Genomic DNA, 17,317 nt, shown 5'->3' with positions numbered 1-17,317 from the left:
GCTAACCACTTTATTCCCCAACTCATGAAGAAACTGACTGCATTTCTACTTCTGCTGCTGATGGCCGTAGTAGCTCAGCCGGGTTTTGCCCAGCCGAAACCGACTGCCAAGCACGTCATCCTGATTTCCATCGATGGCATGCGCCCCGATTTCTACACCGACAGCAAATGGCCGGCCTACACCATTCAGCAGTTAGCTAAAGAAGGCATCCAGGCGCGGGGTATGCGCCCGGTGCTGCCGTCGGTAACTCTGCCGGATCACATCACCATGATCACCGGGGCGCTGCCCATGCGGCATGGCATCTACCACAACCAGCCATTTGATGCAAAAGGATGGAGTGCGGGCAGTTTTTCGAACAGCAGCCAGATCAAGGTGCCGACCCTGTGGGATGCCGTTAAAAAATCCGGTGGCACGTGCGCGGCCATCAACTGGCCGGTGTCGGTGGGCGCTCCGGTAAACTGGTACTACCGTTCGTACCGCACGCCGGACAGCAGCGCTCCCGACGAGTTTCTGAAGGAAATTGAGGAGAACGTAACTGGGAAAACGCCGGTTGCAGATCGTAGTCAGACGTCAACCGATTTCGATTCGTACGCGTCGGATATGCGGGCCGCCAACGTAGCCGCTTACCTGATTCAGAAGCATAAACCCAACCTGATTACGGTCCATTTCGTGACGACCGACCACGTGCAGCACGAACAGGGTAAGGAAGGCGATAAGGTGTACAAAGCGGTGGCCCACGCCGATGTGTGCGTAAGTCAACTGGTGGAGGCTGCCAAAAAAGCCGGGATTTATGAAAACACGGTGTTCATCATCGCGGGTGACCACGGCTTTGAAGATCGCCACACCCAACTGGCCTGGAACTCCCTGCTGATCAAGGAAGGTCTGCTCGAAAACAAGCCGGATCGGGGCAACTGGAAAGCCTGCTTCAAGGACCAGTTCCTGATCCTGAAAGACCCGAACGATAAAGCTACCCTAGCCCGCGTCCGGAAGCTGATTGAAGAGCAACCGGCGCCCATCCGCAAACTGTACCGTATTGTGGAGCGCGCCGAACTGGACAAGTATGGTGCCGATCCCAATGCCGCCCTGGCTATCCAGACCGTGGAGGGCGTAGTATGTACCTCGCGCTACAACCACCCCGATCTGGTGCAGTCAACGCCGGGCGGTTCGCACGGGATGCTGCCCGACCGGCCCAGCCTGAACGCCGGTTTCGTAGCCTTCGGTCCGGGCCTGCGTAAGAAAATGGTCGTGCCGACGCTCGGCATGGAAGACGTAGCACCCCTGGTGGCCTACACGCTGGGCATCGATTTCAAAGTACCCGACGGAATCCTGTACCCAGGGATGATTGCCGACGAATACATCAAAGGCTACTGATACTGGCAATCAGTCAACCCACTCAACATACCTAATTAATCACCTATGCTGTCTTTTTGTGAAACAACATCAGGTATGGCATCGCCATGCCCGATCCGGTCGCGCTGTTGGTCAGCAGTCGGCCGCTGCTTCATGGTGTGTGTCAGCTTTCTGCTCCTGTCAACCGCGGTGTTTGCCCGGTTGGCCGAGCGGCCCATTCGGGGGAGAGTCCTTAATGAGCAGGGCGAAGGGATGCCAGGGGTGAACGTCGTCGTCGAAGGTACCCGGATCGGTACGCTGTCGTCGGCAACGGGTGACTTTTCGCTGAACGTACCCGATTCGGCTTCTACGCTGCTGTTTTCATACATTGGCTACCAGCGACAGACGGTCCGCATTCGCAACCAGAACGTAATCGAGGTTCGGATGGTCGCCGACGCGGGCCAGCTCGAAGAAGTCGTCGTGACGGCCCTGGGCGTTACGCGGGAGAAACGGGCGCTGGGCTACGCCGTACAGGAAGTGAAAGGCGACAACCTGACGCAGGCCCGCGAAACGAACCTCATCAACTCATTGGCGGGTAAAGTAGCGGGTGTGAACGTAACCGGCGGCTCCAACTCCATTGGCGGCTCGTCGCGGATTGTGATCCGGGGGGAAACGTCACTGGCCGGCGACAACCAGCCGCTGTTCGTGGTGGATGGTATCCCCATTAACAACAGCGTCAGCGCGTCGTCGCAACGGCAGAACATCGACTACGGCAACGGAGCCGCCGAAATCAACCCCGACGATGTGGAGACGATTTCGGTCCTCAAAGGCCCCAATGCAGCCGCACTTTACGGGTCACGGGCAGCCAACGGCGTTATCCTGATCACAACCAAGTCGGGCAAAAACAAGAAAGGCGTCGGTGTATCGGTGAACTCAACGACCAGTTTTGAGTCGGTGCTGCGGCTGCCTGACTACCAGAACGAATACGGCCAGGGGCGGGGTGGTCAGTACAACATCGGCGACGGTGGCCGTAGCTGGGGCCCTAAACTCGACGGTCGTATGATCGCCGTGCCGGTCAATACCGAATGGCCACCGAAAACGGGTGAAATGGTGCCCTGGGTGCCGTATCCCGACAATGTAAAGGAGTTTTACGAAGTAGGCCGGACGCTGACCAACAACATCGCTCTGACCGCCGGCAACGACAACGGTAATTTCCGCCTGTCGTACACCAACCTGAACCAGACCGGTATCGTGCCGAACACCGATCAGCAGCGCCACACGGCCTCAATCACCGGTAAGTACGCGCTGACCAACAAGCTGCACATCAGCACCGGGGTCAATTACTTCTACACGATCAGCAACAACCGGCCGGTGCTTAGCTACGGTAACGAGTCGATCGTGTACACCTGGATCTGGGAAGGCCGGCAGGTACGCACCGACAAAATGCGGGATTACTGGGTGAAAGGACTGGAAGGAACGCAGCCGTTTACGTACAACTACCAGTTCAACGACAACCCGTACTACACCATGTACGAGAACCTGAACGGCCTCTTACGCAACCGCCTGACAGGGAATATCACCGCTACGTATCAGTTTACGCCTGAACTGAGCCTACTGGTGCGGACGGGTATGGACATGAGCAACGAACGCGCCGACCGTCGCCGGACGTTCGGCAGCAACGCCTTCCCGCTGGGTATGTACAGCCAGGACCGCGATTATTTCGAAGAGCGCAACTCCGACTTCCTCCTTACCTACGACAAGACCCTGTCCAGCGACTGGCAGTTCAAGGTGTCGGTGGGCGGGAACCAGATGCGCCAGCGTCGGGACGAACTAAGCACTCGGGCTAATGCGTTGAGTGTGCCGGGCGTGTACAACCTGGGTAACTCGCAGGTACCGCTGGTGAACATCCAGAGTGATTCGCGGTACCGTATCAACAGCCTGTACAGCTTCGGGCAGGTCAGCTACAAAAACGCACTGTTCCTGGATCTGACGGCCCGCAACGACTGGTCGAGTACGCTGCCCGCCAGTAACAATTCGTACTTCTACCCGTCGGTGGCCACCAGCGTGGTGCTGACTGATCTGTTTGATCGGCTGCGAACCCAGACGCTGTCGTTTGCGAAGCTGCGGGTAGGCTGGGCCCGGGTAGGTAACGACACCGACCCATATCGCCTGCGGAACGTGTACAACTACAACACGCCATGGCAGAGCAACCAGGCTGTATCGGAATCGTCGGTGATCAACAACGCGGACCTGAAGCCCGAGTCGGTCGATACCTACGAAATTGGTACCGACATCCGCTTCTTTAACAACCGCCTTGGTCTGGACGTGACGTACTACAATACGGTCAGCCGCAACCAGATCATCAACATTCCGCTCGATCAGACTAGTGGGTACACGTCCCGCTTCCTGAACGCGGGCGAAATCCGCAGCCGGGGGCTGGAAGTGGTGCTGAACGCAACGCCGGTGAAACTGAGCAACGGATTCCGCTGGGATGTGGCCCTGAACTGGGCGACCAACCGCGCCCGGGTGGTGGAACTCGTCGATGGCCTGGATACGTATTCGCTGCCGAGCCGCTACGTGTCGGTGCAGGCCCGGGTCGGCGGCCGGATGGGCGACATGTATGGCCGGGGCTTCCTGCGCGATCCGCAGGGTAACATCATCCACGCCGATGGGTTGCCGCTGTTCACCAACGAACTGATTAAAGTTGGCAACTACAATCCGGACTGGACGGGCGGTCTGTACAACACCTTTACATTCAAAGGCTTCACGCTGGGCGGCCTGCTGGATATGCGCAAGGGCGGCAGCATCTATTCGTACATGTACGTTCGCGGCAACGAAGCCGGGCAGTTGGTAGAGTCACTACCGGGCCGTGACAATGGCTACGTAGGACCGGGTGTAATCCGCAACCCGGACGGTACATTCCGGCCGAACGATGTCAACGTAACGGCCGAGCGCTATTGGGGCTCAGGTTTCTTCAACCCCGAGCAGGCCACGTTTGACGCGACGTTCCTGAAACTGCGGGAGCTGAAGTTTGGCTACCAGGTGCCGAATCGCTGGCTGACCCGTCTGCCGTTCCGCGATGTAAACGTACTGCTGGTAGGTCGCAACCTGTTCCTGTGGACAAAAGTGCCGCACATCGATCCCGACACTACCGGTATCAGCGGGGACACCCTGCTGCCTGGCATCGAGGATATGTCGCTGCCGTCGGCGCGCAGCCTTGGCTTCAACATCAACTTCCGGCTGTAAACCTTACTGACGATCATGAAACGCACCTACTTTTTTATCGCTGTACTGGCCGTTCTGGGCGTCTTCACAACGTCCTGCGACAACAAGTTTGAGGAGGTTAACGCCAACCCCAATAACCCCGAGGTGGTTAATCCTGAACTGCTGATGGTGACCGTCATCCGGGGTACCGTGAACCAGATGGTCAACGAAGCCTTCTCAACGGGCAACGTAGTGGCACAGTACGCGACCGAAATCCGCGAACCGAATACCGACCGCTACATCTGGGGTTCGTTCGATACGTGGGGCAACGGCTACACCGTGCTTCGCGACGTGAACAACCTCTACAAAATCGCTGAAGAACGGCAGTTGAACAACTACAAGGGCATCGCGCTGGTGATGAAGTCGCTGATTTACGCCCGTATGACCGACGCCTACGGGGATCTGCCCTACACCGACGCGCTGAAAGGCAAGGAAGAAAATCCGATCTATGCCCCGGCCTACGACCGTCAGGAGGTGATCTACCGCGGCATCCTGGCCGATCTCGTCGAGGCCAACCGGCTGCTGTCGGCAACGGGCGGTATGGTCCGGAGCGATATTCTGTACAACGGCGACATCACCCGCTGGAAACGGCTGGCCAATTCGCTGCGGCTGCGGGTATTGGTGCGCCAGTCGAAGCGGGTCGATCCGTCGGCGGCTATCCGCGAGATCCTCGCTGACCCTGCGGCCAACCCCTTGATTCTGACCAATGCCGACAACGCCGTACTGCGTTACGTAGAAGCGCCGAACCTGTACCCGCTCACAGGCCAGCGGTCCGGTTTCTTCTTCGACCGCCGGTTGAGCAAGACCCTGGCCGATCAGTTGAATGCCCTGCAGGACCCGCGACTGGCCGTATTTGCCCAGCCGACGGCCGCGTCGCAGGATGCGTTCACGGCCGGGCGCGGTCCGCTGGTGTACACGGGCGTCCGCAACGGCGAAACCGATCAGAACCTGGGGAGTAGCATCGACCGGACGGTGTCGGCGCTGGGGTCGTCGTATTACCGGGGCTTGCAGGTAGCCGTACCGGCGCAGGGCCTAATTATGACGGCCGCCGAGGTGCAGTTTATCCTGGCCGAAGCCGCTCAGCGGGGCTGGATCACGGGCAATGCCTCGACGTATTACACGGCCGGTATCCAGGCGTCGGTTGACTACTACCGCCAGATGTCGGGAACGAACATCAGCGTCACGCCCCAGTACCTGGCGCAGCCAACCGTTGCGTTAACGGCCGACAGGGCGCTGGAGCAGATTGCGACGCAAAAATGGATCGCCCTGTATTTCAACGACCTGCAAGGCTGGCACGAGTGGAAGCGCACCGGTTTTCCGCGGCTCCAGCCGTCGTTCGTGAACAACAACTCCAACCGGATTCCAGTCCGGTTCCGGTACCCGACCAACCAGCAGGTGACCAACCGGACGAACTACACGGAGGCCGTGAAGGTGCAGGGCCCCGACGATATCAATACCCGGCTGTGGTGGATGGGCAACTAAATCCGCACCGGCCTACTGGCTACTGACCGTTGTTCCCTGGGTGGCGATTAGGTTTTCGTCCGCTCAGGGAACACGGCTACTTAGAACCAACCCTATTTCCTGACTACATGATGCACACGTTCTCGATCAGAAAATTTACGGTAGCGGTCCTCTGCCTGCTGCCATTGCTGGGGCTGTCGCAGCAAACCAATCAATGGCTCATCTCGGCACCGGCGGGTAAACAACCCACGCGCATTGACCGCAACGGCACGACTATTCTGCCCAATGGCCGGTATATCACGCCGATGGGTCGGCAGGTCACCGTAGCACCGCACCCCTACGGTCTGGTGCTGAGCCCCGACGGCAATACGGTCGTGACGGCCAATTCTGGTACCAGCCCGCTCTCAATCAGCATTATCCGGAAAATCCGGGAAGCGGTGCCGGCAGTGCAGCAGATTCCGCCCGGTGCCAATTCCGACAAGGGGGTGCTGGCTTCGGTATTCATGGGGCTGGCCATTTCGCCGGACAACGGCGGTGGCTCGGCAGGCCAGACCATCTACGTAGCCGGTGGCCAGGAAAACCGCGTTTACCAATTTGATCTGGCCACGGGCGAATCGCGCGGCTTCATCGACTGCTCGGCCAAAACCGACTCCGCCGACTATACCCACGGCTACATTGGGGATCTGGTCCTGACCCGCGACGGCCGGACGATTTACGCCGTTGACCAGATTGGCTTCCGGCTTGTGGTCATCGACGTACCGTCGAAGCAGGTGCGGTTCAGCGTTCCCGTTGGCCGGTATCCGTTTGGCGTAACCCTCTCGCCCGACGAAAAACGGGTCTACGTTGCCAACGTCGGTATGTTCGTTTACAAACCCGTCGAAAGTCTGGACCCTAAGAATATGGCGGGTACGGCCCTGACGTTTCCGCCCTTTGGCGTCAACAGCCGCGAAGCCCGCGAGGGGATAAAAACCGATTCGGTTCGGGTGCCGGGCCTGGGTGATCCCAATGTACCCGAGTCCTTCTCGGTCTGGACGGTCGATGTAGGCGGGGCGACGCCACAGGTTATTGCCAAAACGAAAACGGGCATTCTGGTTGGTCAGAAGCTGGAAGACATTCCCGCCGTGGGTGGGGCCAGCCCCAACTCACTGGTCGCTACGGCCGACTACGTGTTTGTCAGCAACGGCAATAACGACTGCGTATCGGTGATCGACGCCCGGACGCACGCGATGCTAAACAACATCTTTCTGAATCCCGAACCGCGCTTGGGTAATCTGCGGGGGATCATCCCGTTCGGGCTGGCGCTCTCGCCCGATCAGAAACGCCTGTACGTAGCCGAAGCCGGTATCAACGCCGTGGGTATCATCGACGTACCGACGCGCCGGGTGCTGGGGCATCTGCCGGTTGGCTGGTTTCCGGCCAAGCTGGCCGTCACCCGCGACAATCAACTGATTGTGAGCAACGCCAAAGGCTACGGCAGCGGCCCGAACGGTGGCCGTACGTTTACCCCCGGTCCCGAAGGCAGCAACATCGGAAAACTGATGAAAGGTACCGTATCGATTCTGCCGATTCCGGCGGATGCCGACCTGGCACGCTACACGCAGCAGGTCATTACCAACAACTTTACGTTTCAACCCGCCAGTGCCGGTCAGCGGACCAATAATCCCATTCCGGGCCGCCCCGGCGAAAAAACGTCGCCGATCAAGTACTGGGTGTTTATCTCGAAAGAGAACCGGACGTACGACGAGGTATTTGGTCAGTTGACGACGGCCAACGGGGACCCGACGATTGCACGTTTTGGTGAAAACGTGAGTATCGCGTCCCGCAATGCCAGTACGCCCGCGCTTTCGGGGGTGTCTGTGATGCCCAATCACCTGGCCCTGGCCCGTCAGTTTGCCGTGGCCGATAATTTTTACGTCGATGCCGACCACTCCGCCGATGGGCACCGCTGGCTGGTGGGTACGTATCCGAACCAGTGGGTCGAAACCAGTACGTCGGCCAGTTACGGCAATAACCGGAGCATGCGCGCTAACTCCAAAGCTCCCGGTAACCTGGCCATAACGGGTTCATCAAGCGCGATTTATCCCGAAGATTACAACGAACACGGTTCCATCTGGGATCACTTCGACCGCCACAGGATCACGTATTTTAACTTCGGCCTGGGCCTGGGCCTGAACGCCCGGCTGAACGACCGCGACTTCAAGCCGCTGGGTGTTAAATACCTGGCTAACTTTCCGCTGCCCGGTTCGCTGTGGGAAAACTCGTCGCGGATGTTCCCGGTCTACAACACCGCCATCCCCGATCAGTTCCGGGTCGACCAGTTCATCAAAGAGGCTGACATGCGCTGGGTCAAGTCGGGTAAGGAATTGCCCGCTGTCATGACGCTCCGCATTCCCAACGACCACGGAGCAGGCGAGCGGCCGGAAGACGGCTACCCCTACCTGCACAGCTACATGGCCGATAATGACCTGGCTATCGGCCGGGTGGTCGAATACCTGTCGCGTACGAAGTACTGGAAAAACATGGCGATCGTCATCACCGAAGACGATTCGCAGGGGGGTGTCGACCACGTGGATGCGCACCGGAGCGTGCTGCTGGTCATTTCACCCTATGTCAAACGGGGATATGTCGGATCGGCACACTACAGCTTCGGCAGTATTTTCAAGACGTTCTGGCACACGCTGAACACGCCGTACCTAAACCAGTACGACGCCGGTGCTTCCGACCTGTCGGACCTGTTCACGAATAAGCCGGATTTCACGCCCTACAATGCCAAACCCGTAGATGCGCGGCTGTTCGACCCGCAGAAGGCCCTGACCCCTCTGGACGAGAAGTTTAACTGGAAAGCCGTAGAAGCCAATTCGGAGATGGACAACCCGGCGCAGATGATCAAGGACAGCGAAAAACTGGACCGGGAACTTCGGGAGCAGAAAACGAAAAAGAAGTCCAAATCGAAATAAGCCAGCAACCTTGAGCAAAAGGATGCTTATGGTCATAAGACAAGCAAATGCCTTATGCATGGTTTTACATAAGGCATTTGCTTGTTAGAGAGATATCAATATGACTGTACTGTTGCAATAGCCAGTACACTGACTGGTAATTAAAGTGCCGAAGGTGTATCGATGTTTAATTGGAGAAGATGGGGTTGCTTTATGGCTCGAGCGAAGTTTACAACTTGATGTGTATGCGTTAAACAGATTCCTGTAATCCCTCCAATCTCAGCCGTGATCTTGGTGTTTAGTTACACTAAGAGCGTGTTGGCTAATTGAGAAAGTGGAGACTCATGTCATCTTTATAGTCGAAAAACTATAACCATACAGAGGATGAACCGACACTCAATGGGTTGTCATCGCTCTGGCGACCCGGTTGGGTAGAGCGGAGCAATCGCACCAATGATGCTACAACTGCTTTGTGTGGAAGAGGTCAAGGTCAGATTAAGTTCACTATTTTTTCAATTCGCAACCGATGAATAAAAAAGGAGGATCGGCTGTGATTTACCTCGCTAACATTGAGGCAAATCAGCAGCGTAAGGGCTGAGGCTTCTCATGTACTACCGCAAGATCGCTCCATCTATCCCTTTGTCCCCCTACGTGGAATGTTACTTCGTATGGGAAAGACGCGACATGCAGATCGCCCCTCTTCGCATTGAGTCGCCCCCAAGTGGTTATGCGTCGATGGTGTTTAACTACGGCGATGTTTATCGCCTTTACAACGACAAACACAACGAACTACTGGTTCCGCCCGCGTTTTTAACGGGACAAGCCACGCACAGCTATGCACTTGAGCTGAGTGGAAAAATCGGTATGATAGGCGTCGTCTTCAAGCCGTCGGGTCTGGCGTCGCTGTTTGGTTTACCCATGTACGAGTTTACCGACGAGCGCATCAATCTGATCGATGTATTAGGCAATAGATGCCAATCCCTGCACGAGCAGATTATACAGGCAGGGAATTTAACCGAGCGAATTCAACTACTTGACCAATTCTTACATCAGCAGTTTAAGAAAAAAGGGAACTCCTTCGACCGGACGGATTACGTAGCGAATCTAATCATCGAGCGCAAAGGTATTATCAACGTCGGCGAGTTAATGGACGAACTGTACGTTTGCCGACGGCAGTTTGAACGGCAGTTTTTGCACAAAGTAGGAGTAAGTCCCAAGTATTTTGCCCGCATTCGCCGAGTAGGTCATCTCTGCGCTCAACTCGCCAACCAACGTTGGCAGGTGACTGACTGGCACGACCTGATCTATCAGTGTGGTTACTACGATCAATCGCATTTTATCCGCGAGTTCACGCAGTTTTTAGGCAAACGCCCAACGCTCTACATCAAGGATAACCAAGAACTGGCCCAGTACCTGTCCTGAGCGAATGTCGCATTTGTACAATAGTCCGTTCGGGGGCTCCAGTAGTTTTGTCGTCAGGAATCACCTCTTTTTTAAGACAAACGATGAAGCAACGCTTAATTCTGCTGACTATGCTGTCGCTGGCAATCACGACCAGCTACGCCCAGAAGCTTTGGACCGAGGCCGACCGACGCTACACAGTTGATAACCTCAAACGTACCCGCGATGAACTGACGCGGGAAACCGAACACCTGACCGATGCGCAGTGGCACTTCCACGAGTCGCCCGACCGCTGGAGCATTGCCGAGGTCGTTGAACACCTCGCGTTGTTTGAAATCATCTGGGCTCGCGAAATCGGTATGGGTGTCCGCAATACCGCCCGTCCTGACCTTATTGCCACCAGCAAGCCCGACAGTTATTACCTAGATTTTATTATGGAGAGCAAGCTGCACCAATCCCAGGCTTATTCACGACCAACCGGCTTTATCCAGGGCAAAAACAACCTGACGTTCTTTCGGACGCTACGGGATCAGGCCATTACGTTTGCCGATACGACGCAGGCCGACATGCGGGCGCAGTTTGAGTTAACAGCCACCCAATCGCCCCGCAACCTACACCAGGTGTACATCTATCAGTGGGGGCACGTCGACCGGCACCTACGGCAGATTCGCAAGATCAAGCAACATCCCAACTACCCCACAGAAACCGCTTTGAAAAAATAATCTTCCCTTCAACCAATGGAAACTATACGCAAAATCTCGCTCACTGAGCAAACCCGCAAGGGCGCTTGTCTGGCATTCTTTTCGGCCTACCAGGACATGGATACGGCCCGTATGATCCAATTAGCAGCTCCGGATGCTACCGTTCATTTTATGCCGATGGGCGAAGATGGTAAAGGTTCGTTCTGGGAATTTGGCCAGGGCGTCTGGCAGCTTATCATGGACTGCTTCCCGGACGTAGACAACACTGTTGATAGTTTAGTCACCGACGGCGATACCATCAGGGCCAGCGTTGCCATCTTCGGGACACAAGCTCAGGATTTTATGGGCATTGCTAACCAGGGACTTCGCTTTAACAGCGATCACATCTTTGTTTTCCGCTTCGACACTGCTGACCGTATCACCCACCTGGATATCGACTGGGACCATGCCAGTTTCTGCAGGCAGTTAGGCGCTTAACACTACTTACAGGCTATTGAATAGTAACCAGCAGATAGTGAGAAACCGTAGTATGGTAAGTTAAACGTAGCGTATACGGTTATTCAGGCTTAAGTGATTCATTACAGACAGTTTTTGTAATGAATCACTTAGGCATTAAACTCCGCACGGGTGTGGGTTCCACGTAAAAAACGGGAGAACATCAACTCGTCGGTGTTGCCTGGAGAAAGAGTCCTGAACTCAACGTTCCGCTTTACTTCACGAATTTAGTAGCAGTTATTGTAGCATAACTTACCTCTCCAACAACCTTACCATCCCTACCACATCCAGTACGTAATCCGGTCGGGTGTTTAAGATGGCCTGCTGGGGCATGTAGGCGACCTGGGCCGTGTCAGGCCGCTGGACGATGGTAAGGCCGCCGGCTTGTTGAATAGCTTTCAGGCCGGCCGTTCCGTCGGCGTTGGCCCCCGATAGCAGGATTCCGGTTAGAGCGGGGCCATATACGTCAGCAGCCGACTCGAACGTGACGTCGATGGAGGGACGGCTGTAGTTGATTTTCTCAGAGTCATCGAGCGAGAACGTACCGTCGTGCTCAATCAGCAAATGGTAATCGGCCGGAGCCAGGTAAATGTGTCCCGGCAAGATAACGTCCTTATCTTCCACATCATGAAGCGGCAGGCTGGTTTTCAGCGCAAACAGATCGGCCAGCGACGTATCGGAGGTGCTTTTCCGGTGGAGCACGATCACCAGTGCAAACGGTAGAGGTGACCGCAATGCCGGGAGTAGATTCAGCAATACGTCGATGCTGCCGGTTGAGCCCCCAATGACAACCATGGCGCTGTTGCTGACTACTCGATTTTCCGCCATATCTTTTCGCTGCCTACCTGTTTGTATTTCTGTCGGATGCTCGAGAAACGCAGCGTCTCCTTCGACCCCAGCCCAAGAAAGCTGAGCATACCCAGACTCTCGTCGAACAAGGTCAGTACGCGATCCTGCAGGGTTTTGTCGAAATAGATCAGTACGTTGCGGCACAGGATCAGGTCAAACTCGTTGAACGACCGGTCGGACACCAGGTTGTGGGTCGAAAAAACCATCTTCCGGGTCAGTTCCTCGTTGAATTTGACGTAGTCGTACTGCGCGGTATAATAGCTGGAAAAGTCGGCTGTCCCCCCCGACAGTACGTAATTTTCGGAGTACTGCCGCATCGGAGCAAGTGCAAAAATACCTTTGCGCGCTACCTCCAGCACCTCAGGATTCAGGTCGGTGGCGTAGAGCAGCGACTTATGCAGCAGATTGGCTTCTTTGAGCAGAATGGCCATCGAAAATACCTCCTCCCCCGTTGAACAGCCTGCGTGCCATACCCGGATGAAGGGCTTGGCGGTTAACGCGGGCAGCACCTCCTTCCGGAGTGCCCGGTAAAACGACGGATCGCGGAACATTTCGGTGACGTTGACCGTCAGTTCCTCCACAAATCGTTTCAGGTAATCGGCGTCATTACGGACCCGGTACCGCAATTCGGCAAAACTCGGAAACTTGTCCAGCGTCAATAACCGGTTGACCCGACGCTTGATCGACGCGCGGGCATACTGGGTAAAATCATAGCCATAAAGCTCCAGCAGATCACTCAATAAGAGCGTAACTTCTTCTTCCTCAATCATAATAACACTCAGATACGCGATAGCAGCGCCAGGAGCCGATCGACGTCGATGGGTTTGGCAATGTAGTCGGTAGCCCCGGCCCGCAGGCATTTCTCCCGGTCGCCGACCATTGCCTGCGCCGTCACCGCGATGATGGGCATATTGCTCCGGCCAGGTATATTCTTAATACGTGGTATGGCCTCGTACCCATCCATGTCCGGCATCATCATGTCGATCAGGACCGCGTCGACAACCGCGTCGGCACTCAGGAGATCCAACGCTTCGGGGGCACTCTGGCACGACCGACACTCGTACCCCTTTGCCTTCAGCGTGGCCGTCAGGGCAAAGATGTTCCGCACGTCGTCGTCAATAATCAATACTCGTTTTTTCTCCATAGTCTTAAGGTTTACGGTTTGTGGTTTTACGTTTACGGCTTTCTCTGTTTGAACAGGTTGCAAATTCCACCAGGCACCGTAAACGACAAACCATCTCACCGTTCGTACAGCCAGACGCGCAAGAGGGATATAAGCTGGTCAATATCGACGGGTTTGGTAATGTAATCCGACGCACCGGCCTGGATGCATTTTTCCCGGTCGCCGGTCATGGCTTTCGCCGTCACGGCAATGACCGGCAAGTTCCTGAATCGATACTGCTCGCGGATTTTGCGGGCCGTTTCGTAGCCGTCCATCTGCGGCATCATCATATCCAGCAGCACCACATCGACAGTCGGATTTTCTTCCAGCCGCTGCAGGGCTTCTTTGCCATCCAGCGCAGCAACAACGGTCATGTTATACTGCTCAAGCGCTTTCGACATCGAGAAGATGTTCCGTACGTCATCGTCGGCTACCAGCACGGTTTTTCCGCTCAGTACCTGCGTCAGCGCACCCAGCTTTTTCGTCGTTCCGTTAGTGTTGGCCGCCGACTTGTTCTCCTCCACCAGATGCAGGAACAGCGACACTTCGTCGAGCATGCGCTGGTACGAATGGGCCGTTTTGACGATGATCGAGTCGGCGTATTTCTTGATCCTCAGCTCTTCCGAGAGCGACAGACTTTTGCCCGTAAAGATGATGATTGGCAGGTTTTCCAGTTCTGGATTTTTCCGGGCTTCCTCAAGGGCATCGTACGCTTTGTTATCCGGGATACCCATGTCCAGAATAACGCAGTCAACCTCCCGCCGTTTCAGGGCCGTAATTCCCTCCGAAATATCGCTCCGCAGTTCAGAATTGATATTGAAGGATTCCAGAAAATAGGCCAGCGCTTTGGCGTGTTTTGGGTTATCTTCAATAATCAGCACCTTTTTGGTATCCCGATTCAGGACGTATTCGATCTTGCCGAAAACCTCCTGCATCTGCTCGAACGCGACGGGCTTATCCACGAAATCGATGGCGCCCTTCAGCAAACTCTCATTTTTAAGTTTGTGCGACGACATGATATGCACCGGAATAGGTCGGGTCTGCGGATTAGCCTTCAGGGCGTCCATAACTTCCCAACCGCTCATGATGGGCAACTGAATATCCAGCAGGATGCCGATGGGTCGGTAGGCAGCCGCCAGCCGCAACCCCTCATCGCCCCGTACGGCCACAACCCCCTTGTATCCTTTCTTGCGGGCAAACTCAAGCAGCGATTTAGCAAAGTTTGTATCATCCTCAACGATCAGAATAATCTTGTCCTGCTCGGTGATCGTCTGCCGGTCGTCGGGAACGGGCTCCGGAATGGTTGGGCTGATGTATTTCTTCGTCTCGGCCACCGGCGTATCATTCGGCGACGGCTGTTCGTGCACCGGTGGTTTCTGCACGTGGTGCGTTACAACCTCAGCCGGCGCAGGAGCTGACGGAGCAGCCGCGCCAGGTACGGCAACTATCGGGATAATCAACGTAAACTCACTACCTGCGTCGACCCGGCTGTTCAGGGTGATTTCGCCCCCCAGCAGCTTGGCCAGCTCGCGGCTGATGGACAGTCCAAGGCCCGTTCCACCGTATTTCCGTTTGGTTGATCCGTCGGCCTGCTGGAACGCTTCAAAGATAAGCGGCTGCTTCTCGGGCGGTATGCCAATGCCGGTATCTTTCACGATGAAGCAGAGCCGGTTCGCCGACCGATTCTCCGGTTTGATGGCCAGCGTAACACTTCCTTTCGCGGTAAATTTGAGGGCGTTGGACAACAGATTTTTTAGAATCTGCCCCAGCCGCATCTTATCAACTTCGATAACGGCCGGTACATCCGGCGCAACTGTAATCCCAAACTGTAAGCCTTTTTCCTGGGCCATGATGCCAAACAACGCCTGCATCTCGTCGGCAATGTCGCTGACCGGTATACGCTCGTATTCGAGTTTCATCTGCCCGGCTTCAATCTTCGACAGATCCAGGATCTCGTCGATCAGACCCAGCAGCCCGTTCCCCGACGACTGGATGACACGGGCGTACTCTACCTGTTCGCTGGTCAGGTTCTCGTCCATGTTTTCGGCCAGCAGCCGGCTCAGCAGCAGAATCGAATTGAGGGGTGTCCGTAATTCGTGCGACATATTGGCCAGGAACTCGGACTTGTAGCGGGTGGCCAGTTCCAGTTCGTCTGCCTTCTTCTGAATCTCGTCGTTTTTTTCCTCCAGCAGCAGGCCCCGCTCTTCCAGTTCGGCGTTGGTCTGTTGCAGTTCTTCCTGCTGCACACGAAGTTCTTCTTCGGACGCCTGCAACCGCTGGGCCTGCATCTCCAGTTCCGTATTCAGGTTTTCCAGTTCGCTGTGCTGCACCTGTAGTTCTTCAGCCTGCGCCTGGGTTTCTTCGAGCAGATGCTGCATTTTGCCATAGTCCAGCGCGGCATTCACCCCAATGGACATAGTCTCGCGGTTGGCTTCCACAAATTCGACATCCAGCGAGGTAGGCGCCCGAAGCATTCCCAGCTCAATGGCTCCGATGGTGACACCGTCGTAGACCAGCGGACTGATGATGAGCGACACCGGAGTGGCCTCACCCAGCGACGAACTCACCTTTCTATAGTCGGCAGGTACGTCCTGCACGACTACGGTTTTCTTACGTTCAATGACCTGCCCAACCAGCCCCTCTCCGATGCTGACGACAGGCGGCACTTTCTGCACTGCGTAACTACCCGCCAATCGGTAGTTGCGGTCATTGTCAATGATGTACATGGTAGCCAGTGGCGCTTCCATGTACTCCGCCAACGCAGCCAGCACCCGGCTGGCCAGCTTTTTCGGGTCCTTTTCGCCCCGAATGGCATCACTGACGGCCACGGCACCCGTTTGCAGCCAGTTTCGGCTCTTCAGGTCCGTAAAAGTCCGTTCGAGCGAGGCCGCCATTTTGTTCAGGGCGGTTGCAATCCGACCCAGCTCATCGTCTTCCGTATCGGTACTCCGGACGGCATAGTCGCCATCGGCTATTTTACGGGTAATCCCCTCCATGATGCCGATCCGCCGGTTGGTTTCGACGTATTGTTCTTCGGTTTTCTGCTGTTCAGCCAGCCGGACATCCATATCCCGCTTGATACGAACGTAGGCAAAGCCCGTTATCAGCATGGAGATGAGGGCTGTGATGACAAGCAGAATAGGCGTATACGTAATGTACACCTGCTGCTGATCCGTCCGGACCTGTAGCAATCGGTTTTCCTGCGCCTTGATCTGATTGACTACCGACCGTAAATCATCCATCACCTGTTTACCGCGTACCATTTCCCGATATCGCCGGGCTGTATCCCGGCCCGTAATGGCCCCGGCCCTGGTCAGGTCAATGACCTTCTGCATCTGATCAAATTTGGCCTCGAAGAGGGCTTTCAACTGCGCCAAATTTTTCTGCTGGACAGCATTATCGGCCATGAGTACGCCGAGCCGATTGAAACTGGCTACCACTTTTTCGTAACTGCCGTCATACGGTTGCAGAAAAACCGGATCGAGGGTGACCAGATAGCCCCGCTGCCCCGTTTCCGCATCCTTCATGTATGAGATGATATTTTCCGACTCGATCAGCACCTCGTTGGTGTGGTTGACCAGTTCAGAATTACTGATCAGGCGCTGGATGCTTACAAACGAAGCTACCAGACTGAGCAGCAGCAAGATTGTGGAGAGCGAGAAGACAACCTGAAGTTGCCGGATAATTGAGTTCGACGTAGCGTTTGGTGGCATAAAAAA

Annotated in this window: 11 protein-coding genes; 7 read left to right on the top strand and 4 right to left on the bottom strand. The window is 55.7% G+C overall.

Annotated elements, in window-relative coordinates; genetic code table 11:
* The first annotated feature begins 24 nt into the window (after positions 1 to 24).
* The 7 genes from BN8_RS02180 to BN8_RS02150 all read left to right on the top strand — a co-directional run bounded on the left by BN8_RS02180 (position 25) and on the right by BN8_RS02150 (position 11,569).
* Entirely contained in the window at positions 25 to 1,371 is a 1,347-nt protein-coding gene (locus tag BN8_RS02180) for an alkaline phosphatase family protein (protein ID WP_009280141.1), read from the top strand.
* 75 nt (positions 1,372 to 1,446) lie between these two features.
* Complete coding sequence (locus tag BN8_RS02175; RefSeq protein WP_063827448.1) at positions 1,447 to 4,575, top strand: SusC/RagA family TonB-linked outer membrane protein; 3,129 nt, start codon at positions 1,447 to 1,449, stop codon at positions 4,573 to 4,575.
* Between the two features lie 15 nt (positions 4,576 to 4,590).
* Positions 4,591 to 6,075, top strand: coding sequence for a SusD/RagB family nutrient-binding outer membrane lipoprotein (locus tag BN8_RS02170; RefSeq protein ID WP_009280139.1), 1,485 nt, complete (start codon positions 4,591 to 4,593; stop codon positions 6,073 to 6,075).
* Between the two features lie 107 nt (positions 6,076 to 6,182).
* A complete protein-coding gene (locus tag BN8_RS02165) occupies positions 6,183 to 9,011 on the top strand; it encodes a bifunctional YncE family protein/alkaline phosphatase family protein (protein WP_009280138.1) in 2,829 nt (942 codons plus the stop codon).
* Positions 9,012 to 9,596: 585 nt separating this feature from the next.
* The gene (locus tag BN8_RS02160; protein WP_009280137.1) at positions 9,597 to 10,412 is read left to right on the top strand and encodes a DUF6597 domain-containing transcriptional factor; all 816 of its coding nucleotides are present in this window, start codon (positions 9,597 to 9,599) and stop codon (positions 10,410 to 10,412) included.
* 83 nt (positions 10,413 to 10,495) lie between these two features.
* Entirely contained in the window at positions 10,496 to 11,113 is a 618-nt protein-coding gene (locus BN8_RS02155; protein WP_009280136.1) for a DinB family protein, read from the top strand.
* A 15-nt stretch (positions 11,114 to 11,128) separates the two neighbouring features.
* Positions 11,129 to 11,569: a nuclear transport factor 2 family protein gene (locus BN8_RS02150; protein WP_009280135.1), complete on the top strand. Its 441-nt coding sequence runs from the start codon at positions 11,129 to 11,131 to the stop codon at positions 11,567 to 11,569.
* Positions 11,570 to 11,839: 270 nt separating this feature from the next.
* Here the strand turns inward: BN8_RS02150 and BN8_RS02145 are convergent, their stop codons facing one another.
* The 4 genes from BN8_RS02145 to BN8_RS02130 all read right to left on the bottom strand — a co-directional run bounded on the left by BN8_RS02145 (position 11,840) and on the right by BN8_RS02130 (position 17,311).
* Positions 11,840 to 12,415, bottom strand: coding sequence for a chemotaxis protein CheB (locus BN8_RS02145; protein ID WP_009280134.1), 576 nt, complete (start codon positions 12,413 to 12,415; stop codon positions 11,840 to 11,842).
* Positions 12,397 to 13,206, bottom strand: a complete 810-nt coding sequence (locus BN8_RS02140) for a CheR family methyltransferase (protein WP_040005252.1) — start codon at positions 13,204 to 13,206, stop codon at positions 12,397 to 12,399. Before BN8_RS02140 ends, BN8_RS02145 begins: the two co-directional genes overlap by 19 nt.
* A gap of 8 nt (positions 13,207 to 13,214) precedes the next feature.
* Positions 13,215 to 13,580, bottom strand: coding sequence for a response regulator (locus BN8_RS02135; protein ID WP_040005251.1), 366 nt, complete (start codon positions 13,578 to 13,580; stop codon positions 13,215 to 13,217).
* 95 nt (positions 13,581 to 13,675) lie between these two features.
* The gene (locus tag BN8_RS02130; protein ID WP_009280131.1) at positions 13,676 to 17,311 is read right to left on the bottom strand and encodes a response regulator; all 3,636 of its coding nucleotides are present in this window, start codon (positions 17,309 to 17,311) and stop codon (positions 13,676 to 13,678) included.
* Between the last annotated feature and the right edge of the window lie 6 nt (positions 17,312 to 17,317).

Source organism: Fibrisoma limi BUZ 3 (genome assembly GCF_000296815.2).
Classification (GTDB): domain Bacteria; phylum Bacteroidota; class Bacteroidia; order Cytophagales; family Spirosomataceae; genus Fibrisoma; species Fibrisoma limi.
The sequence above is the reverse complement of the archived record's forward strand: the minus strand, read 5'-3'. Positions and strand labels throughout refer to the sequence as shown.